Annotated in this window: 15 protein-coding genes; 5 read left to right on the top strand and 10 right to left on the bottom strand. The window is 64.9% G+C overall.

Annotated elements, in window-relative coordinates; all coding sequences use genetic code 11:
• Nucleotides 1-64: 64 nt before the first annotated feature.
• The 4 genes from BMF89_RS14585 to BMF89_RS14570 all read right to left on the bottom strand — a co-directional run bounded on the left by BMF89_RS14585 (nucleotide 65) and on the right by BMF89_RS14570 (nucleotide 4,788).
• Complete coding sequence (locus tag BMF89_RS14585) at nucleotides 65-1,459, bottom strand: glycoside hydrolase family 32 protein (RefSeq protein ID WP_078107827.1); 1,395 nt, start codon at nucleotides 1,457-1,459, stop codon at nucleotides 65-67.
• Between the two features lie 25 nt (nucleotides 1,460-1,484).
• Nucleotides 1,485-2,288 (bottom strand): carbohydrate ABC transporter permease, encoded by an 804-nt coding sequence (locus BMF89_RS14580; RefSeq protein WP_236818659.1) that lies wholly within the window; start codon nucleotides 2,286-2,288, stop codon nucleotides 1,485-1,487.
• 92 nt (nucleotides 2,289-2,380) lie between these two features.
• Entirely contained in the window at nucleotides 2,381-3,373 is a 993-nt protein-coding gene (locus BMF89_RS14575) for a sugar ABC transporter permease (protein WP_078107825.1), read from the bottom strand.
• On the bottom strand, nucleotides 3,370-4,788 hold the full coding sequence (locus BMF89_RS14570; protein ID WP_078107824.1) for an extracellular solute-binding protein: 1,419 nt from the start codon (nucleotides 4,786-4,788) through the stop codon (nucleotides 3,370-3,372). The genes BMF89_RS14575 and BMF89_RS14570 overlap by 4 nt, the downstream gene beginning before the upstream one ends.
• A 401-nt stretch (nucleotides 4,789-5,189) precedes the next feature.
• On the opposite strand from BMF89_RS14570, the gene BMF89_RS14565 reads away from it, so the two are divergent.
• From BMF89_RS14565 to BMF89_RS14555, 3 genes are read left to right on the top strand one after another with little or no spacing between them, the layout of a single operon-like run.
• Complete coding sequence (locus tag BMF89_RS14565; RefSeq protein WP_078107823.1) at nucleotides 5,190-7,361, top strand: glycogen debranching N-terminal domain-containing protein; 2,172 nt, start codon at nucleotides 5,190-5,192, stop codon at nucleotides 7,359-7,361.
• A complete protein-coding gene (locus BMF89_RS14560) occupies nucleotides 7,362-8,384 on the top strand; it encodes a glycosyltransferase family 4 protein (protein WP_078107822.1) in 1,023 nt (340 codons plus the stop codon).
• A 32-nt stretch (nucleotides 8,385-8,416) separates the two neighbouring features.
• Nucleotides 8,417-9,337, top strand: a complete 921-nt coding sequence (locus BMF89_RS14555; protein ID WP_078107821.1) for a phosphatase PAP2 family protein — start codon at nucleotides 8,417-8,419, stop codon at nucleotides 9,335-9,337.
• A 22-nt stretch (nucleotides 9,338-9,359) separates the two neighbouring features.
• Here BMF89_RS14555 and BMF89_RS14550 read toward each other — a convergent pair whose 3' ends face one another.
• Genes BMF89_RS14550 through BMF89_RS14540 form a run of 3 tightly spaced genes read right to left on the bottom strand, consistent with a single transcriptional unit; the run spans nucleotide 9,360 to nucleotide 12,454 of the window.
• A complete protein-coding gene (locus BMF89_RS14550) occupies nucleotides 9,360-10,616 on the bottom strand; it encodes a hypothetical protein (RefSeq protein WP_078107820.1) in 1,257 nt (418 codons plus the stop codon).
• Nucleotides 10,606-11,406, bottom strand: coding sequence for a TIGR03943 family protein (locus tag BMF89_RS14545; RefSeq protein WP_078107819.1), 801 nt, complete (start codon nucleotides 11,404-11,406; stop codon nucleotides 10,606-10,608). Before BMF89_RS14545 ends, BMF89_RS14550 begins: the two co-directional genes overlap by 11 nt.
• The gene (locus tag BMF89_RS14540; RefSeq protein ID WP_306874266.1) at nucleotides 11,396-12,454 is read right to left on the bottom strand and encodes a permease; all 1,059 of its coding nucleotides are present in this window, start codon (nucleotides 12,452-12,454) and stop codon (nucleotides 11,396-11,398) included. The genes BMF89_RS14545 and BMF89_RS14540 overlap by 11 nt, the downstream gene beginning before the upstream one ends.
• A gap of 389 nt (nucleotides 12,455-12,843) precedes the next feature.
• Between BMF89_RS14540 and BMF89_RS14535 the strand changes: the two genes are divergently transcribed.
• Nucleotides 12,844-14,826, top strand: coding sequence for a polysaccharide deacetylase family protein (locus tag BMF89_RS14535; RefSeq protein ID WP_139359676.1), 1,983 nt, complete (start codon nucleotides 12,844-12,846; stop codon nucleotides 14,824-14,826).
• Nucleotides 14,827-14,929: 103 nt separating this feature from the next.
• Here BMF89_RS14535 and BMF89_RS14530 read toward each other — a convergent pair whose 3' ends face one another.
• Nucleotides 14,930-15,388: a hypothetical protein gene (locus BMF89_RS14530; RefSeq protein ID WP_078107816.1), complete on the bottom strand. Its 459-nt coding sequence runs from the start codon at nucleotides 15,386-15,388 to the stop codon at nucleotides 14,930-14,932.
• 495 nt (nucleotides 15,389-15,883) lie between these two features.
• Here BMF89_RS14530 and BMF89_RS14525 point away from each other — a divergent pair, with 495 nt between their 5' ends.
• Nucleotides 15,884-16,570: an alpha/beta hydrolase gene (locus tag BMF89_RS14525; RefSeq protein ID WP_078107815.1), complete on the top strand. Its 687-nt coding sequence runs from the start codon at nucleotides 15,884-15,886 to the stop codon at nucleotides 16,568-16,570.
• Nucleotides 16,571-16,584: 14 nt separating this feature from the next.
• Here BMF89_RS14525 and BMF89_RS14520 read toward each other — a convergent pair whose 3' ends face one another.
• Together BMF89_RS14520 and BMF89_RS14515 are read right to left on the bottom strand one after the other, a co-directional pair.
• The gene (locus tag BMF89_RS14520; RefSeq protein WP_216353826.1) at nucleotides 16,585-17,856 is read right to left on the bottom strand and encodes an acyltransferase; all 1,272 of its coding nucleotides are present in this window, start codon (nucleotides 17,854-17,856) and stop codon (nucleotides 16,585-16,587) included.
• A gap of 116 nt (nucleotides 17,857-17,972) precedes the next feature.
• A complete protein-coding gene (locus BMF89_RS14515; RefSeq protein WP_078107813.1) occupies nucleotides 17,973-19,193 on the bottom strand; it encodes an MFS transporter in 1,221 nt (406 codons plus the stop codon).
• Nucleotides 19,194-19,251 lie beyond the last annotated feature (58 nt).

Here is a 19,251-nt window from a genome sequence, read left to right as displayed (position 1 = left end):
GACCCTGGAAGGCGGCTCCGGCCAAAGGTGGTCAAAAGGTGAGGGCCCGACGGCGGCCTGCCGCCTATTCGGGCAGGTTCAGTTCCCAGACGTCCGCTAGCGCACCTTCGGGAAGCTCAAGGCGCCACGTTTCCCCGGTCGCTGGGTAGGCGCGGAGTGTCGTGGCCACGGAACCGGTCCGATACACCTCCACCAAGGACGCATCTATGAAGATCCGCAGTTCTTCGCCCTCGGACAAAGACCCCGCAAACACGACCTGCCGTTCCGCGCCGGAGGCCAGGACCAGCCGGACCTCGCCGGCGCCGGCGCCGCCAGTCACAACAGCCTCGGCAAACGGCGGCAAGTCATCCACCCCGGACGCCCCGCCGGCAGTCAGGGTGCCCCGATACGCCTCGACCTCCGGCGCAGGAGCAACCACCAGCGCACCGCCCTCAACCGAGAGGAAGCGCGGGTGGGTTAAGACGCCTGCCCAGCCCGCGGCGTCGATCTCCTCTTGCGAACGGCCACGCCGGCCATCACGGCCGGGGCCTTCGTTGGCCCATCCCCACAGCAAGGCACGCGGCGCCGCCCCGGACCCCGACGCAGAATCCAGCTGAACAATCTGGGGAGCATAGAAGTCCCGGCCAAGGTCGGACCTGCCGCCGGAACGCGGGACGAACACGGGCAGCCCCGTCGACGGGTCCTCAGCCAAGGAGCCGATCAGGTGGCCCACCCCGTTGGCGTGCTCGTGATCATCGCCGGAGAGCCAGAGGGAGAACATCATGACCCAGGTTTCGGCCTCGCCGGATGGCACATGGACAAGCTGCGGGCACTCCCAGATCTCAGCAGGCGTGTGCGCAGCCGCCACGGGGTTTTCGGTGGTCAGCCAAATGCCTTGGTACTTCCAGTTGGACATGTCCTCCACCGTGTACAGCAGCAGAGCAGCATGTCCATTGGCCAGCCCGGCGCCCTGCATGGCGTAGCGCTTGCCGTTGAAGTGGAAGATGAAGGGGTCGCGCACGGCCGTGACCAGGCCGTCGTCCGGCATGGAAGCGGCAATGTGACCATCCTGTTCCCAAGTCACCAAGTCCGCGGAGCCTCGGGAAATCACCACTTGCGAGTGTCCGCCGTCGCCCCGCACGCCCGAGTACGCGGCGGTGGGGACACCGCCGTCGTCGGTCACCACTCCGGTCCAGCAACCGAACTCATCCGGGCCGCCGTCCTGCGGGCGCAGCGCGACAGGGTGCTCATCCCAATGAACCAGGTCCGGGGAGCTGACGTGGCCCCACTGGATCCGGTGGTGCCGGGCCGATTCCGGGTTGAACTGGAAGAACACGTGGTAGCGGCCGTTGATGTAGCTGATGCCGTTGGGGTCGTTGATCCAGCCTTGCGCCGGCCGGGGGTGGAAGCGCGGGAAAGCCGGGTCCGGGTGGGTGGCCGCCGCGGCTAGAGCAGGGGCGGAGGATATGACGTCCGTCATCGAGGTCCTTTCAGGGAAGTAGGGGCTATTTGCCGGTGCCGGCGGTGAGTCCGTCACGCAAGGCGCGCTGGCCGAACATGAACACCACCAGGGCGGGAATCATGGAGAGGATCACGCCTGCGAGCACCACGGAGATGCTGCCCGTGCCGAGGTTGCCCTGCAGCGAGACCAAGCCCAGCGGGAGCGTGAAGTTCTGCTCGGAGATGGTCAGGATGAGCGGGCGGAAGAACTCGTTCCAGTGGTAATTGAAGGCCAGGATGCCCACGATCGCCATGCCCGGCATCGCGAGCGGCGCATAGACGGAACGGAACGTGCGCCAGGGCGAGGCGCCGTCGATCGCCGCGGCCTCGCCCAAATCACTTGGCAGCCCCAGGAAGTATTGCCGCATCAGGAAGGTGCCGAACGCCGTCGGGATCGCCGGAAGGATCAGCGCGAGGAGCGTGTCGGACAGACCGATGCCGCGGATCAGCATGAAGACCGGAACGATCGTCACCTGCGCCGGCACCATCATGGTGGCCAGCACAATCGAGAACAGTGCCCCGCGGCCGCGGAACTTGAGGTTCGCGAACGCGTAGCCTGCCAGCGCCGCCGTGAACATTTGCCCGACGGCGATCAGTCCCGTCACGAGGGCGCTGTTGAGGACCAGAAGCATGATGTTGAGCTGTTTGAAGACCTGGTCATAGGACGAGAAATCGGGGTTGAGCGGAAGGAACGACGGCGGCAGCTGGAACGATTCCGCCGGTGGCCGCAGCGAGGTGGACAGGGTCCACAGCACCGGACCGAGGATGAAGACGGACGCGATCAGGAGCAGAACGATTCGTCCCGCCATGCTCCAGTTCCGCTTCTTGCGGGGCGCGGGCCGCTGGGGAGCCAAGCGTTCGACGGCGGCGCGCTGGGTTGAGGTTGTAGTCATGGCGGGCCTTACTGGTAGAAGACGAATCGTTTGCTGAGCCGGAACTGGGCGGCGGTGATGGCCATGATGATCAGCGTGAGGATGACGCCGATCGCCGAGGCCTGGCCGAATTCGAGGCGCTGGAATGCGGACTCGAAGATCACCATCACGGCAGTGCGTGTGGAGTCGCCGGGGCCGCCGCGGGTCAGGACGTAGGGCTGGTCGAACACTTGCAGGGCGTTGATGATCGCCATGACGGATGCCACCAGCGTGGTGGGGCTCAGGAGGGGCAGCGTCACGTGGAGGTGCTTGCGCCAGCCGGTGGCGCCGTCGATCGACGCGGCCTCATACGTTTCAGTCGGGATCGACGCGAGGCCGCCGATGAACAGCAGGAACGAGAACCCGAAGTTCTGCCACACGTACACGAGGATCACGACGGCGGCAGAACCGGCCGGCGTCGTCAGCCACGGGACTGCGGGGATGCCGACGAAGGACAAGAGCCAGTTGACCACGCCGAATTGTTCGTTGAACAAGTAGCGCATGAAGATGGAGACCGACGCCGCGGACAGGATCAGCGGGAAGAAGAAGGCGCTGCGGAAGAAGACGCGGAGCCAGGCCGGGAGCTTCTCCTGCACCATGATCGCCAGTGCTAGTGCGAGGCCGAGCTGAAGCGCGACGGCGACCACCACGAACATGATGGTGTTCAGGAACGAGACACGCACCGTGGGGTCCTGGACCACTTCGGCGAAGTTGTCGAACCCGACGAAGCTTGGCGCGGAAATGATGTCCCAGCGGAAGAACGCGAGGACCACCGATGCGACGATCGGCACGAGCGTGAACAGCCCCATGCCCAGGATGGTGGGAGCCAGGAACGCCCAGGGCAGCCAGCGCTGACGCTGCCTTCCGGTTGTTTCGCTCCCCGATGCGGCGCCGTTCCGGCGTTTGGGCCCCTCGCCGTTCCGGCGTTTGGGCCCCGCGCCGTTGCGGCGCTTGGTGGACATGCCCGTTGTTGCCGTGCTCATGCCTGCCTCCTCAAGGCGATCTCAAGGTCGCGTTGCATGGAGGCGAGGGCCTGCTTGAGCTGGTTCTCATCACCGCTGACGGCCAGGGATACGTTTTTCATCAGGGCGGTCTCGACGGCGGCCTGCTGGGGCGGTGCCGGGATGGGACCTGTGGTGGGGAATTTGTCGAGGGTGTCGTAGAAGACTTTCCAGTGCTTGGGTCCGCGGCCTGCGTACAACTGTTCGTTGACCATGGAGCGGCGCGCCGGGGTGGTGTTCGGCGTCGGGAAGACCAATCGCATGGCTTCCAGGCTGGAGGCGAACTTGAGCCATTCCCAAGCCGCGTCCTTGTCCTTGGCGGTCTTCATGATGGCGTAGCCGGCGGTGCCGAATTGGTGCCGTTGGGTGCGCCAGCGCGGGAAGAACTGGACGTCGAAGTCGTCTTCCTTCATTCCGGCTTCGTGGAGGCCTTCCACCCAGTAGCCGCCGGCCGGGGTCATGCCAATCCTGTTGGAGGCGAACAGTCCGACGAGTGAATTTCCGCCGCCTTCTTCGGGTCGGACACCGAGGCCATCCTTGACGAGGCCGCGGAGGTAGTCGAACGATTCGTACACCCGCGGGTCATCGGCATTGGGTTCAAGCCACTGGTAGCCGCCGGAGCGCAGTCCGCGGGACGGATCCTGGGCGTAGAAGCTGTCCCAGAGCCATTCGCCGCCGGTGGACTTGGATTCCTTGAGGAAGCTGGTGTCGTTGGCATAGAGCCAGGGCACCACACCGCCGAAGAGCCTGTTGGTCCAGTAGTACGGGGTGAAGTCCTGGGGCCTCGCTTTGCGCATGGCCGCAAGGCTGTTGCGGAAATCGACCTGGGTCCAGTTGTCTGCGGGACGTTCGAGTCCGGCTTGCTGGAGGGCCGAGGTGTTGTAGTACATGTTGGCGGCGTTCCAGTCGATGGGGAGCTGGAACAGGCTGCCCTTGTACATGAACGCCTCCACGAGGCTCGGGTGGACGTCCGCGAAGTACTCCTTCATGTCCGCGGCATCGCGGCGAAGGTACTCGTCCAAGGGGTGCGCCAGCTTCTCGGCGAAGAGCTGGGCACCTTCGGTGGCCACGTAGACCACATCCGGCGGCGTTCCTGCTGCCACCATCGTGAGGATCTTGGTGAAGAAGTCCTTCCAGTCCGCGGCCTGGATGGCCTGGACCTTCACCTTGATTTCCGGGTGCACTTTCGCGAACGCATCGATGACCCGCTGGCGGGCGGCTGCGTCCGCCGCGGTTCCCAAGATGGCGATGCTAAGGCTGTTGTCCCCGCGGCCCGGGATGTCCATGCCGGTCAACCGCGGCCACGACGCCACCGTTGCTCCGACAATTCCCGCACCCAAGGCACCAAGGGCTGTCCTGCGTGAGATCTCACGCAGCTTCCCATTGCTTCCTGCCATGTCCAATTCCTTCCTAACACGTGTTAGGTAGCGTAAATCCATCACCTAACACGTGTCAAGCGTCACATTCGTGTTACGCCCCCCTCACCCCCTTCACCCCCTTCACAGCGCCCGCTCACATATCGGCCCCAATCCCCAAACCCTCGCTCACCAATGTCGCCCCACCCAAGCCCACAACCCGCCAGACGTGAGCGAGCGTCCACCCACAACCCGCCAGACGTGAGCGAGCGTCCACCCACAACCCGCCATACGTGAGCGAGCGTCCACCCACAACCCGCCATACGTGAGCGAGCGTCCGCCGAAAACCCCACATATCCGAGCGAGGGTTCACTTCCGAAGACGTGGCGAATACGCTGAAACAAGCTGCCCCATTCCCCCGTCCCTAGCTTTGGAGCCCATTGATGACAGGTTGGAATGCCGAGAACCTTGCAGGTTCGGCCGGCGCAGGCGCCGTGACGTTGTTGGCAGGAACATCGTTTTGCGTCTCCGCGGCCAACGGCGATATGGATCAACTGCGCCCGCACGGGATGTTCTTCCGTGACACGCGGTTCGTTTCGAACTGGGTGCTGGCGGTGAACGGCCACCCCATCGAAGCCTTGGGTTCTCCTGTCCCGGAGCCTTTCCGCGCTGATTTTGTGGGCCGCGCGGCGCGCACCGACGGCTTGGCAGACAGCCACCTGCTGATTGAACGCAGGCGGAGCGTGTTCGGCGGGGTCCGCGAAGAGGTCACGGTCAGGAATTTCTCCAACAAGGCCACACACGCGACGGTTTCACTCAGGGTCAATGCGGACTTTGCCGACATCTTCGAAGTGAAGGAAGGGAGGGCACGCCACGAGAGCGTGCATTTGACGCGGGATGGCAACGGGTCCTTGGTCCTTGAGTCCCAGAGGCAGGGCCGGCACGTCCTGGTCACCATTGACGCTCCGAATGGCGTCGTTGACGGAGATGTCATCAGCTATGACATCTCCCTTGAACCCCAAGGCCATTGGTCCACGGGTGTGACGGCCACTCCCCGCATCGACGGGGTCGGACCCGAGGCCGACGCCGAGGTTTGGGGAAACCAACGCCCCACCGATGTCCCGGAAGAAAGGCAGCAGGAGTGGCATGAAAGGGTTCCTACAACGGAACTTGCCAACAAGGCCTTCGAAAAGGCGTTGGCCCAGAGCAGGGCAGACCTCGGCTCCCTCAGGATCTTCGACGCTGACCATCCCGGGCGGACGGTGGTGGCTGCGGGATCCCCCTGGTTCATGGCCCTTTTCGGCCGGGACTCGCTCCTGACGTCCTTCATGACCCTTCCCTTGGATCCTTCGCTCGCGCTGGGAACCCTCAAGACCCTGGCCGACCATCAGGGCAGGACCGTCAACCCGCTCAGCGAGGAGGAGCCGGGGAGGATCCTGCACGAAGTACGTCTCGGTGCCAGCACGGGCCTCGCCCTCGGCGGCAGCAGTGCCTACTACGGCTCGGTGGACGCTACACCGCTGTTCGTCACCCTCGCCGGGGAGCTCACCCGCTGGGGATTCCATGCCGACGTCGCGGAGTCCCTTCTGCCCGCGGTGGACCGCGCCCTGGACTGGATCCGCGACTACGGAGACGCCGACGGCGACGGCTTCGTTGAATACTCCCGCGCCACGGACCAGGGCCTCCTCAATCAGGGCTGGAAGGATTCCGGGGACGGCATCAACTTCGCCGACGGCACGCTGGCGGAACCACCGATCGCTCTGTGCGAAGTCCAGGGCTATGTCTACACCGCCTATCTGAGCCGGGCCCTGATGGCCCAGGAGGAAGGCGATCTGAAGCTGGCCGCGGTGTGGGGCGCCCGGGCGGCCGAACTCAAGCGAAAATTCAACCAGCAATTCTGGCTCCCCGAACGCGGTTATTTCGCGATCGCCCTGGATCGCGACAAGCGCCCGGTGGACGCGTGCGCGTCCAACATGGGCCATTGCCTGTGGAGCGGAATCGTCGACGACGACAAGGCTCCGCTGGTCGCGGCGCGGCTCATGTCGGACACCATGTTCACGGGCTGGGGCGTCCGGACACTGGCTTCGGACATGGCAGCCTACAACCCGGCGAGCTACCACAACGGCTCGGTGTGGCCCCATGACAATGCCCTCATTGCCGGCGGATTGATGCGCTACGGCTTCATTGAGGAGGCCCAACGCCTCGTCACGGGCCTCCTCGATGCGGCCGAAGCGTTCGGCGGGCGGCTTCCGGAGTTGTTCTGCGGACTGGATCGGAAAAGCTACGGGACGCCCGTCCCCTACCCTTCGTCCTGCTCGCCGCAAGCGTGGGCCGCTGCCACACCGGTCCATCTGCTCCGGGTCCTTCTCCGATTCGATCCGTGTCTCACCCACGGAGGCCTCTGGCTGGCGCCCGTCGTTCCTGAAGGCTTCGGCGGGATCACCATGCGGAACATCCCGCTCGCCGGCTCCAGGATCTCCGTGGAGGTTGCCAACGGAGAAACACACGTCAGGGACCTGCCCGAAGATGTCGCGCTGCACCTCGAGGCGCGCAAACCGCTTGCCGATCTGTTGGACGTCCATTCCGTCACCGCTGGACTGCGGCGGGGGCACTAGGTGCGCATCGGCCTCGTTGCCCCGCCTTGGCTTCCGGTCCCGCCGCCCGCATACGGCGGCACCGAGTCGATCATCGACATCCTGGCCCGCGGCCTGGTTGCCGCGGGCCACGAGGTGCTTCTCGCGGCGGCGTCCGGAAGCACATGTCCGGTGGCCAAAGTCCCCGGACCACCCCTTGCCGACGGCTCGAGGATAGGCAACGGGACGGACGAACTGCGCCACAGCGTGTACGCGTTCGCGGCCATGGACGACGTCGACCTCATCCACGACAACACCCTGGCGGGGCCGCTGTACCGGCATCGGCCGAAAGGAACGCCGATCGTCGCAACGGCCCACCTCCCCTTTTCGGCCGAGAACCACGACATTTACCAAGCAATGGCCACCGACACCGCGATCATTGCCATCTCGCACCATCAAGCGGAAACTGCCCCCGGGATCAAGGTACGTAAGGTCATCCACCACGGGATCGACACCCAATCCGTCCCGCTCGGAGCCGGCGACGGCGGCTACGTCAGCTTCCTCGGCCGGATGCACCCCGGCAAGGGCCTGCCCGAAGCAATAGAGACCGCCCGCCTGGCCCGGATACCCCTGCGGATTGCGGCAAAGATGTACAGCGCGGAAGAACATGAGTACTACGCCGCGGTCATCGCGCCGCTCCTGGGGTCCGACGTCGAATACCTCGGCGAGCTGAACGCGGCGGACAAGTTCGCCCTTCTGGGCGGGTCCGTGGCCCTGCTGAATCCGCTTCAGTGGGATGAACCCTTCGGAATGGCCATGATCGAGTCCCTCGCTGCCGGGACACCGGTGGTGGCAACATTCCGCGGATCCGCCCCCGAGATCGTTTCCGAGGGGGTCACGGGCTACCTCCGCTCGAGTCCCCCGGAGCTGGCGGAGGCCGTCATGGCCGCCGCCAGGCTGGATCGCCGCGAGTGCCGTCGCGCCGCGGAAAACTACTTCAGCGCCGAACGGATGGTTGCCGAACACTTGGCGCTCTATGCGGAACTCCTCGCCGAACAAAAGTGATCCTCCCAGCCAGGTATGACACCCTGAAAGCAATGAGTTTTCCAAAGACGAGCCGGCTGCCGGACATACGCGGGACCTTTGCCAAGCGCTGGACGGACGCCGGCACGGGCTTGCTTTTTGTGCTCGCAACCCTTGCCTGCGTGGTCGCGTTCGTTGCCACGTTCTATTTCTTCGTGCGCACCACGACGGGTCAGTACATCGACGAATCCGCTTTGGTGGAAGCTGCGACCATCAACGGTCCCGCCGAGCGGGCAACCACCCAGTTCCTCGATTGGTTGCCGGTCATCTCGGTGGCGATCGCCGCCGTCGTCGTTCTTTTCGTCACGATCATGCGCCGCCGCTGGAAGTCCGCCGGGATCGCGCTCGCCGCTTGCGTCGCCGCAAACCTGGCCACCCAGCTCCTCAAGGACTGGTTTCCGAACAGGCCGTTCCGCGGCGTCCAGACCATTGAACTGAACTCGTTGCCCTCCGGCCACACCACCTTGGCGGCTTCGGCGGCCGCCGCGGTGTTCTTGGTGGTGTCGCCGCGCTGGCGGCCCGTGGCGGGGTTCCTCGGTGGCACTTTCGCGGTGGCGGCCGGGGTTTCCACGCTGATCAACCAGTGGCACCGGCCCGCCGACGTCGTTGCCGCGTTCCTCGTGGTGGGAGCGGTCATGCTTCCGGCCGGCTGGTTGGTGCTGCGCACGGGAAAGCGCTGGAACGTCCAGGACGGCCGCGGTGGGCACTGGGCGTCGTCGCGTTTATGGCTTTTGTTGGCTGCGGTGGCGGGTATCTCGGCTGCGGCGGTTTCGGTGTATTCGCTGTTGAAGATCGCGCCTGGTGTCGGCCGGGAAAGCAGCACCACCAATTACTTCTGGGCCGGAGTCTCCCTGATTGTCATCACCGGCTATCTGGCAACGGTGGCCGCCACCTGGCTTTTCGACGTGAGCGCCCGACGGCGGCAATCGCCTTAGTGCCTGCCAGTCGCCGTCGTGTTCAACCGCACCAGCTCGGGAGAAATCCCGGAACGCTTTTCAGGACGGCGCCCGATTTCACGTCCACGAGGTCCGTCCGGATGGGAGTCGGTTCGGGGAGCACCGGGTATTGGTCTCCCGTGTATTGCGGTGCTGCGGTTTCGACCGCAAGGTAGTCGCTGGCCGGTGAGATGCACGCGTCAAGGATGCGCGACCAGGCCGCGGCAGGCTGGTAAAGCTGGCGCGAGCCGTTCTTGTCGGCGAGGTTCACCACGGAGGCTTCCTTTCCGCCGTCGTACTTTCTCAGTACCTGCGCGTACTGGCCGGACGTGCCGAGGACCATCGGCTGGCTCGCCGTGGTGGTGGTCCCGTTGGCGACATCGGGCACGAACGCGCCGGTGAGGCTGAGCGGCGTGGAGGTCCCGGTGGTGAGGTTGATGGTCGAATAGCGTGGCGGGTCGATGCCCTTTTTCAGTCCCTGGTCGGCGACGGCGAGTTCGTTGGTGCCGGGGACGAATCCGAGGATCCCGGCATGCGCTCCCAGAGGCGACACCTTGCCGCTTTCCAGCGCATCAATGAGGAACATGGATTGGTCGTCGGTCTGTGCCACCACGGTGGCCGCGCCCGGGACAAAGCGCCAGTCCGCGGCCGAGACCGGACCGTTGATCCCCTGGACGGCGCGCGGAGCCGTGGAGGGACTGCCCACGTCGTACACGAAAAGCGATTTCCAGTACTGGCCGGTGCCCGAAGACGCGGTGAAGGTGAAACCGATGAGGTGCTGGGAGGGTGCCGCATGAAGGTTGGCCACGGTTCCCAGGCTTGGCAAGGGAACAAGCGTTGGCGGCCCGCCGGTGAGGGGCACAATCTCGAGCGAGCTGGTGTTGTCATCGTTGAGCGTGACCACGGCGAGGGCAGTGGGAAGTGCGGCATACTCCTGGATGCGGGGGGCGCTGACGATGACGGTGCCCTGGTCGCTGCCGGACAGGCTCGTGCCGAGGATGGTGTCCGGCTTCTTGTGCCCTGTGTCGTCCTTGCCGGTATCCCTCTGCAGGCTGTACAACGCAAAGGCTGCGGGTGTCGCGGAGCGGGCAAGTGCCGAGGTGGAGTTGGCGTGCGGCAGCTTCGAAAGGTTCGCTGCCGTCAACCCGCCGGCAAGGAGGGCGAGGATCGCGATGGTGCCGTAGAGTCGGCGAGCGAAACGGCGTCCGGCCAGGAGCTCGGCCGCGGCCGCAATCGCTGCGGCCCGTTTGGCCGAGACGGGGCGGCGCTTAGTAGACATAGGGCTGCGCCGGCTGGGTGATGGGCTTGATCGAGTCCGGCATCAGGACGATTGCCTCGCGGCTGGCAGGGTTGGGGTTGGCGTGAAAGCTGCTGGTGACCGTGACCCAGCTGTCGGTTTTGAATTCGTTTTGCCACCCGGGGTGATAGACGGGAACACCGATCGGCTGGGCATCGACCGCGCAGCACGTCACCACGAACCGGGTCACGAAAAAGAGGTTTGGATCTGTCGTGTCCGCGCTGATGAACCCGGTGACCGTGGCGGTCTTGTCGGCGAAAAAGTCCTGCCCCGCGCCCGACCGAAGCAACGATGCCCAGTCCCGCACGGTGAAGGAGGAGTAGTCTCCTTTGCCCGGCAGCGCGGGTGTTTTCAGCGTGAGGGCGGACGCTGAGCCGTTGAGGTCGCGCTGGGCGACAGTTGCGGTGGTAAGGGTCGACGGCGGCAGGATCAGCAGGGCGGCGACGGCGGCGATGATGGTCAACACGCTTCCGGCCGGCCGCAGCCAGCCCCATCGCGAACGCTGCGCGTCGTCGCCGTCGGGGGCGTCGCCGTCGTGCTCGTGGGCGCGCGTGTGCCCGCCCTCGGGGGCGTCGCTGGCGCCGGGGACCAAGGCGAAGGCCGCCAGGGCAAGCACCCCTGCGATGACGGCCATGATGACCGTGAACACGAAATACCGCGGATGGATATACAAGGCAAGCTGCCCCGTCAGGCCCAGCCAGATCGTTGCGACGAGGCCGATGAGGCTGAGCACCACGCCTTGCCAGCGGCCCACGAGCCGCCTAATGACCATAGTTGACCGCCAATCCGAGGACCGCGGCGCACAGTGCCACAAGCACGCTGAGCTGAAGGAGCGTCTTCGCGGTGAAGGTGGTGCGCATCAGGGCGAGCATTTTCACGTCGATCATGGGCCCGAAAACGAGGAAAGCCACGATGCCACCCGGCATGAAGGTCGCACCGAAAGACAGGATGAAGAAGGCATCCACGTTTGAACAGATCGCCACGACGAAGGCGAGCAGCATCAACGCCAGGACGGACCAGACGGGGTTGCTGCCCAGGGCGACCAGCACTTCGCGGGAAACGGCCACCTGGATCAGCCCCGCCATGCCTGCGCCGATGAACAGGGCAGGCATCATTGCCCGCGTCTCCTGCGAGAACATCTGCACGCTGCGCCGCACCCTGCCGGCGGCGCCGCCGTCGTGATCGGCCACGTTGCACGTTTCCTGGAACCGGGTGGTCAGCAGCTCCCCCGGACGCGGATGCCGGCTGTAGATCCAGCCGACGAGGTTGGCGATGAAGAAGCCGCCCAGGACGCGGGAAACCAGGATGCCGTTGTTCCAGCCGAACGCCTGCGCGGTGGTGACGACGGTGACGGGGTTCAGGATGGGCGCGGCGAACAGGAAAGTCATCGACTCCGCGACGGTGAGGCCCTTGACCACCAGGCCGCGGGCCAGCGGAACATTTCCGCATTCGCAGACCGGCAGCAGCATTCCCAGAAGCGAAAGGACCAGCCTCCGCAGTACCGGACTCCGTGGCAGGCGACGGAGCAGCATGCCCTCCGGTAGCCAGACCTGGACAGCGATCGAAAGGACAATTCCGAGGAAGACAAAGGGCAGGGACTCCACGACGACGCTGATCGACAAGGTGGCGAAGTCGCGGGCGGCGTTGGGAAGCCCGAAAGTCTCCGACGTGGAGGGCGCCAGCACCCGCACGACGGCGAACAGCGCAACGAGCGCAAGGCCGACAACCAGCCCGGCAGCGGACTTCGACGTGAGAGCCCGGGCGGGCCTTCTGCGCTCTTGTTCCGGCTGTTTATGTTTGTCGACTGCAGGCAGCGCCACGGGCACTCCTTCCTCCACGGAGCCGGCCGGGCACGCCTGACCGGAAGGGGCTGGCGAAGTTGACTGTACACGCGGGGTGCTTGCGCGACCAGCCTTAGGAAGGGCCAGAACACCGTTTCGAGTGGAGCACTTGCAAGCTACCTAGACGCACCGGGAGCACCACCTAAGGCAGCGTAAGGAAGCGCGGCAAGAACAAGTATTGACCACTCGTTTCAACGGCTGCCCGGGGTCGTAGCCTCGCATGTACGTGAGTGTGAATAAACAACCGGCACCGAGTGCCACCGCTGGAAACCCAGATCGGACTCCCCTTTCGAGCGGCACCTTCTTGGCCCACCAACGAGGGATCACGCGGCTGCCTGTGTATTAGCTAGCCTGGGGAGGAGTTGACCATGAGTACCACTAATGACCAGCAAAGGACGACGGAATCGCCGCGCGAGGGCCGCACACGGCCCCAGATGACCCGATTACGGCCCGGTAGGCACTTTGCCAAACGCTGGACCGCATTCGGCAGCACGGCGCTGGTTGTGGCCGGCCTGCTGGCCGCGGTGGGATTCGCCGCTCCTGCACATGCTGCCCCGAACACGGTGGTGTCGCTGACGTTCGACGACGGCAACGCGGACCAATTGACGGCCGAGAGCACCATGAAGAGCCTGGGCTTGGTCGGCACGTTTTTCATCACCACCGGTTGGATCGACCAGGCCACGTACCTGACAAGCGCCAACCTCCAGCAAATCGCCGCCGACGGCAATGAGATCGGCGGCCACACTGTGACCCACCCGGATCTTGTGTCCCTGACGGCCGCTGAGTCGACGCGGCAGATCTGTGACGGGCGCGTTGCGCTGATGAACATGGGCTTCAAAGTCACTAGCTTTGCGTATCCCTTCGCTTCGGAAAATCCGGCCACCGAGGCCTTGGTGAAGGGATGCGGTTACAACAGTGCCCGCGGCCTGGGTGACGCCGCCAGCAAGGACCCCGCCTCGGCGACGCTTCCCGCGGCGGACACCATCCCCCCGGTCAACGCCTACGACACCGCGGCACCGGATGAAGTAGACAGCACCTGGACCCTGGCGAACCTGGAGAACCAGGTGACCCACGCCCAAACAACCACCGGCGGGTGGGTCCAACTGACCTTCCACCACATCGCCGTCGGCACCGACCCGACCCTGACCATCTCCCCGACCCTCTTCACCCAGTTCGCCACGTGGCTGGCACAACAAAAGGCGGCCGGTACCGTCGCTGTGCAGACCGTGGACCAGACCGTGGGCGGCACCCAGCAGCCGGCGGTTGCAGGTCCGGCTTTGCCTCCACCGCCCGGGCCGGGAGTCAACATGATCCAGAACCCCAGCCTGGAAACGTTGGTCAACACAATCCCGCAGTGCTGGGCAGCCGGCGGGTACGGCACCAACACCCCTGCCTTCTCCATCGTCACACCCGGCCACACCGGTACCAACGCTGAACAGCTCACCGTGACAGGTTGGGTGTCCGGGGACGCGAAACTCCTACCGGCCCTGGACTTGGGCGGCTGCTCGCCCACAGGTGTACCCGGACATACTTATCAGCTGAAAGCCTGGTATAAATCCACGGCGGATACCCAATTCGAGGTCTACTACCGCGTAGGCACCGGGTTCTGGACGTACTGGACCGCAAGCCCCTTGGTCCTTCCGGCGGCGAACTGGACCCAAATCACCTGGACCACGCCTCCCCTTCCGGCCGGCGCATCGGGAATTAGTTGGGGCCTGAACATCCAAACGAATGGCACCATCACCACCGACGACTACGAGATGTACGACAACGGTGTCTCGTTCGCCGACATCCCTTCGACGTATCCGTTCTACAACGAGATCACATGGCTGGCCGCCAACGGAATCACCACCGGATTCCCCGGTCCTAACGGAACCACGTTGTTCGAACCGCTGCAGTCGATCAGCCGGGAAGCGATGGCCGCGTTCCTCTACCGGTACCAGGCCAGCCCGGCGTTCAATGCCCCGGCGGTGTCCCCGTTCACTGACGTTCCTCTCTCGGATCCCTTCTACAAAGAGATCACCTGGTTGGCCTCCACCGGTATTACCACCGGGTATCCCGGGCCGAACAACACGAAAACCTTCCACCCCTTGGATTCGGTGAACCGGGATTCGATGGCAGCGTTCCTCTACCGCTTGAGCGGCAGCCCGGCCGTGACCCCGACCACCGCGTTCCTCGATGTACCTGTCAGTTACCCGTTCTACAAGGAGATCAGCTGGCTCGCCTCCACCGGCGTCACCACCGGATGGCCAGTAGCCGGAGGAGCGATTTACCAGCCCCTCCAACCCGTACACCGCGACGCGACCGCCGCGTTCCTGTTCCGCCTCAACGCCAAATTCCCCCGGCCCTGACGGGCGGGGCGCAATATCCGACCACTTTTGAACAACCTTCCAGTCCGGAATCCCCGAATTTTCGAGGATTCCGGACTGCTGCACCGGCTAAAGGTGGTCAGATCTAGAGGTTCGGACCGTTGAGCGCTTCCGCCCGATAGAGGTTTTCGATGATGGTGTCGGCTTGGGCTGGCCCCATCTTGGGGTACATCGTGCGGAGTTCCTTCACCGCAGCCTCATGTCCGCGGTTGACATGGATGACGCGTAGCCAATTGATCTGCAGGCCGGAGAGGTGCACCCTGACCTTGGAAAACTGTCGGTGTTCGATAATTCGCCAAACGCTCACGGCCGCCTGGGCGAGCGCCAGCACAATGATCAATGGCGTAAAAGTCTGAAGCTGCCGTGGCCAGGTGAAGAACATGGCAGTGAAGAATAGTGCGATCCACAGCGAGCCGGCACCGAATTTCTGCCATCTGAGCCAATCGGGAAACCGTCCGGGGCGAAGTGGCGGGATCTCCAAGAGGGCCGTCTTCTCTGCAGGTGCTACGGAAATGACAGCCGATCCCAGCAGTAGGGCGCCCATCCACAGATGGGCGGCCGGGGTCTGTGACCTCGGGGAGGGAGAGAAGCTCGGACACCATCACCGTGGCGGGCAGGATGACAGGAAGCGCATCGGCCGCCTGCGCCCGCATCAGCGCCATCGGTTTGGACCGTCGGTCCCATGACAGGATGACGACACCCCGAATCAGGCAAATGACACCAATGTAGAAGGCCAGGAAAACGATCCTGCCGTTCTGTGGTCCAGCCGGCGCTGTGGCGGCGAGCCACATCCCGGCGCCGCCTTCAAGCAGCAGGGCGCTGCCTGCCACGATGGATACAGGTTTCGCATTCCGGATGACCCGCATGAACTGTTCCTCACCGCCGAGGCAGTTCCCCCTGCGATCATCGAACGCCAATGCTTCGCAAGTGTCAACGATTCCGACTCCGGATCGCCCGGCGCCCCGACTTTCGCTTTTGGACATGAAGGCCCGACGGCGGCAATCACCTCGGTGCCGACGTCGAGGCGTACCCTGATGCTATGGGCGCCGAAGTCCTGGATCTCAGGCTCACCACGGGCATCCGGATTCCGTGTCTTGTCCAGGGCGACGCCGATGCGAAGCCGTTGTTGCTGTTACATGCCTGGGGTGAATCCGGTCGTAGTTTTGACCGACTTGTGCCCCTGCTGAGGGGCTTCAGGGTTTACGCGCCCGACCTCCGAGGGCAGGGCGACGCGGAGAAACCCGAGCACGGCTATTCACTGGTAGAACAAGCCGAGGACGCCGCAGCGATCCTTGATGCGCTCGGCGTGGACAGGGCGTCTGTCCTTGGTTCCTCCAGCGGCGGTTACGTGGCCCAGCAGTTAGCCATCGGGCACCCCGATCGCGTCGCGGCGCTCGTGCTGGTGGGCTCTCCCCTCAGCCTTCGGGCCCTTCCCGCTTTCGCCGACGAAGTCGCCACGCTCCAGGACCCCATCGACGAGGACTGGGTCCGGAATTCCCTGGCTTGGTTCCCGCTGCTTCACGCGGTTCCTACCTGGTATATCGAGGACCGCGTGCGCGACGGGGTCAGGATGCCGGCGCATGCGTGGAAGGGGATCCTCGATGGTTTGCGGACGGCAACTCCGCCCACCGAGTCCGGATCCATACTCGCGCCCACCCTGATCTTATGGGAGTGCGCGGACCGGATTGCGGAGGACACCATCGCGTTCCTCAGTTCCGTTGGTTGAGGTTCACGAGCGGGTCACACGCTTGCGGGGGCAGCCCTCGGCACCAGTGCGCGCAACCGGAGCCGGGCAGGTTCCTCGACGTACTTGAACAGCAGGTGGGTGGCCAAAGCTATCCCCAGCAGGCACGCCGCCGCGAGCAGGTTTTCCGCCAGCGGACTGGCACCGTGCGGCCAGTCCCTGATGAGCCAGTAGAAGAGGTAGATGAAGAACATGTGGACCAAGTACAGGCTGTAAGAGCTGTGGCCACCGTACTGCAGCCACCGCGCGGACAACGTCGAGCGGAGCCAGCCGCGGGTCAGGCTCAGCAGGGCGATGAAAAGCGGGAAGGCAAGCACGGCCAGCCGTCCCGGGCCGGGTTTTCCGGCCGTCGCCAGGAAGACGACGACGGCGGTCCCGGTCAGGAGGGCGCCGGGACCGGCCAGGGCAGGATTGAACTTCATGCGGTCAGCGTTCCGTGCGGCAATGCACGCAAAAGCGCCGGCAACGAAGCAGCACGCGATCCGCAGCAGCCATTCATACGGTTGATGCTCAGTGGTGGCGATCGGCAGGTCCGGACCCCAGACCGCCGTCGGCAGGAGGACGAGCACGGAGGCGGCCAGCGCTGCGAGCGGATGCAGCCGGCGCAGCCGGAACAGGACCAGCGCGAGCAGCGGGAACGCCAGGTAGGCCAGCCACTCGGCACTCACCGTCCAGCCCGGGCCGAACCAGCTGGCGCCGTCGGTACCGGGTTGGAACCAGAGGTGCATCATCAGCAGCTGCTTGGCCAACCCCCACGGCGACAGGTCCGGGGCCTGGGTCTGGAGGGACCATTCCCGCACGGATTCCTGCGCGGTTCCGTACACGAACCAGAGGCCCAACACGCCCACCACCAGTGCGAACGCGGGCCACATCCGGGCGAACCGGGCCCAGACGAAGTCCGCTGCGGCCCGCCAGCGGAACCGTGGGCCCAGCCGGTCCAGGTATGTGTACGTGATGATGAAGCCGCTGAGCACAAAGAACACATCCACGCCCAGGTCGCCGTTGGCAATGATCGGACGGAACAACTCGTAGACGGGGGCGAGGAAAGTCTGCTGCATGGCTTGAAGATGGAAGAACACCACCCACAGCGCGGCCACAAAACGCAGTGCGGTCAGCGTCGCCAGATCAGGCCGCGACTGCTTAGCTCCGCCTGCAGGCAGGTGATTCTCCGGCCCGGAACCAAGCGGCTGAGCGCTGTCTGTATCGGGATTCCCAGCGGTCGGATTCGCAGTGGGGGCACGATGCGGAGGCGAGATGACTGAGAACATCCAATTCACCATACCGGACGCACCTGACCGGAGTCTGGGAGCTCCCTACCCAACTAACTCGCAGTAGGTGTCGTTTTCAGCCCTCAAAACGACACCTACTGCGAGTCAGTTGGGCCCTAGTAGTTCCTGCGGTGCTTGAGCTTCGGGAGCGCGACGGCGAACACCGCCGCCGCGGCCACGCCCAGGACGCCGGTCGCCCAGACGCCCGCGGCGAGGGACACTGCGCCAGTGAGGGCGGAGAGGAGCACGGGTCCGCCGGTGGCACCGGCGTCGGAAATGAACCGCCACAAGCCGAGGAATTGCCCGCGGCCCTTGTCCGGGGAAAAATCGGCTCCGAGCGTCATGATGAGTCCCGAGCTGATGCCGTTCCCGAAGCCGATCAGGAGCGAGGCCAGCAGCAGCCCCACGAAATCGGCGGACGACGGCATCAGGAACAACGCAGCGCCCATGATGAGGGTGGACGGCACGGCGACCCACATGCGCCCCTTGCGGTCCATGAGCTTGCCGGCCGGATAGAACACCAGCATGTCGATCGCGCCGGACAGCCCGTAGATCAGCGATGCATGCGTTGCGTCCAATCCCAGGTGCTCCGCCCACAAAGGGATGACCACTTGGCGTGAGGCGCGCAGCGCGCTGAGCAGCAGGATCCCGGTCCCGACCGTGAGGAATACGCCCGCATGGGAAACCGCGACACCGCGGAGGGTGGGCTCGGGACCCTTGGGCCCGCCGTCGACGTCGTCCGGCAACACGAGGTCCGGGATGGTGAGGGACAGCACCGCGGCGGCGGCCATGCCCGCCACGCCAACCCAATACGCGCCACTGATCCCGGCGAACTGCATGACGGCCGCACCGACGAACGGGCCGATGAACACGCCGATCCGGGTGACGCCGCCCAGGGTCGAGAGTGCGCGTGCGCGGTAGATGACCGGGACCGCTTCGGTGAGGTACTTCTGGCGGGCAAGGTTGAAGACGCTCGTGGACATCCCGACGACGGTCATCGCCGCGGCGAGCAGCCAAATGCCGTTGTGCGCAAGTAGCGGGGCGAATCCGGCGGCCAACAGGGCAAATGCTCCGGCGGCGCCTGCGGCAACGATGGCCCATCGCTCGCCGAACTTGATAGTGATGAGCGATGCGGGCAGGTTGAAGAACCACGACCCCAAACCGATCAACGTGACCACCAGCGCGGACACGGCCACTGAGGCGCCAAGGTCGCGGGCGGACAATGCCACCACCGGAAGCACCGCGCCTTCGCCGATACAGAACAGCAACGCGGGCCCAAAGGCGGGCAACGCAATGCTGCGGAGATTGAAGGGTTGAAGGGTGCTGGTGGTCGTCATCCCTTTCATCCTAGGACGCCGCCTCCTTTTCGACGCGCCAAATATCTCTCGCGCAGGG

The organism is Arthrobacter sp. SRS-W-1-2016 (genome assembly GCF_002009585.1).
Classification (GTDB): Bacteria; Actinomycetota; Actinomycetes; order Actinomycetales; family Micrococcaceae; genus Arthrobacter; species Arthrobacter bambusae_A.
Note: the sequence above shows the minus strand (reverse complement) of the source record. Positions and strands in the feature narration are given on the sequence as shown.

Excerpts from the sequence above, each read along its gene's own strand:
- BMF89_RS14570 (WP_078107824.1), bottom strand. The coding sequence starts at position 4,788 with ATGGCAGGAAGCAATGGGAAGCTGCGTGAGATCTCACGCAGGACAGCC.
- BMF89_RS14585 (WP_078107827.1), bottom strand. The coding sequence starts at position 1,459 with ATGACGGACGTCATATCCTCCGCCCCTGCTCTAGCCGCGGCGGCCACC.
- BMF89_RS14525 (WP_078107815.1), top strand. The coding sequence starts at position 15,884 with ATGGGCGCCGAAGTCCTGGATCTCAGGCTCACCACGGGCATCCGGATT.
- BMF89_RS14545 (WP_078107819.1), bottom strand. The coding sequence starts at position 11,406 with ATGGTCATTAGGCGGCTCGTGGGCCGCTGGCAAGGCGTGGTGCTCAGC.
- BMF89_RS14520 (WP_216353826.1), bottom strand. The coding sequence starts at position 17,856 with ATGTTCTCAGTCATCTCGCCTCCGCATCGTGCCCCCACTGCGAATCCG.
- BMF89_RS14550 (WP_078107820.1), bottom strand. The coding sequence starts at position 10,616 with ATGTCTACTAAGCGCCGCCCCGTCTCGGCCAAACGGGCCGCAGCGATT.
- BMF89_RS14555 (WP_078107821.1), top strand. The coding sequence starts at position 8,417 with ATGAGTTTTCCAAAGACGAGCCGGCTGCCGGACATACGCGGGACCTTT.
- BMF89_RS14515 (WP_078107813.1), bottom strand. The coding sequence starts at position 19,193 with ATGACGACCACCAGCACCCTTCAACCCTTCAATCTCCGCAGCATTGCG.
- BMF89_RS14565 (WP_078107823.1), top strand. The coding sequence starts at position 5,190 with ATGACAGGTTGGAATGCCGAGAACCTTGCAGGTTCGGCCGGCGCAGGC.
- BMF89_RS14530 (WP_078107816.1), bottom strand. The coding sequence starts at position 15,388 with ATGGGCGCCCTACTGCTGGGATCGGCTGTCATTTCCGTAGCACCTGCA.
- BMF89_RS14580 (WP_236818659.1), bottom strand. The coding sequence starts at position 2,288 with ATGGCGGGACGAATCGTTCTGCTCCTGATCGCGTCCGTCTTCATCCTC.
- BMF89_RS14535 (WP_139359676.1), top strand. The coding sequence starts at position 12,844 with ATGAGTACCACTAATGACCAGCAAAGGACGACGGAATCGCCGCGCGAG.
- BMF89_RS14575 (WP_078107825.1), bottom strand. The coding sequence starts at position 3,373 with ATGAGCACGGCAACAACGGGCATGTCCACCAAGCGCCGCAACGGCGCG.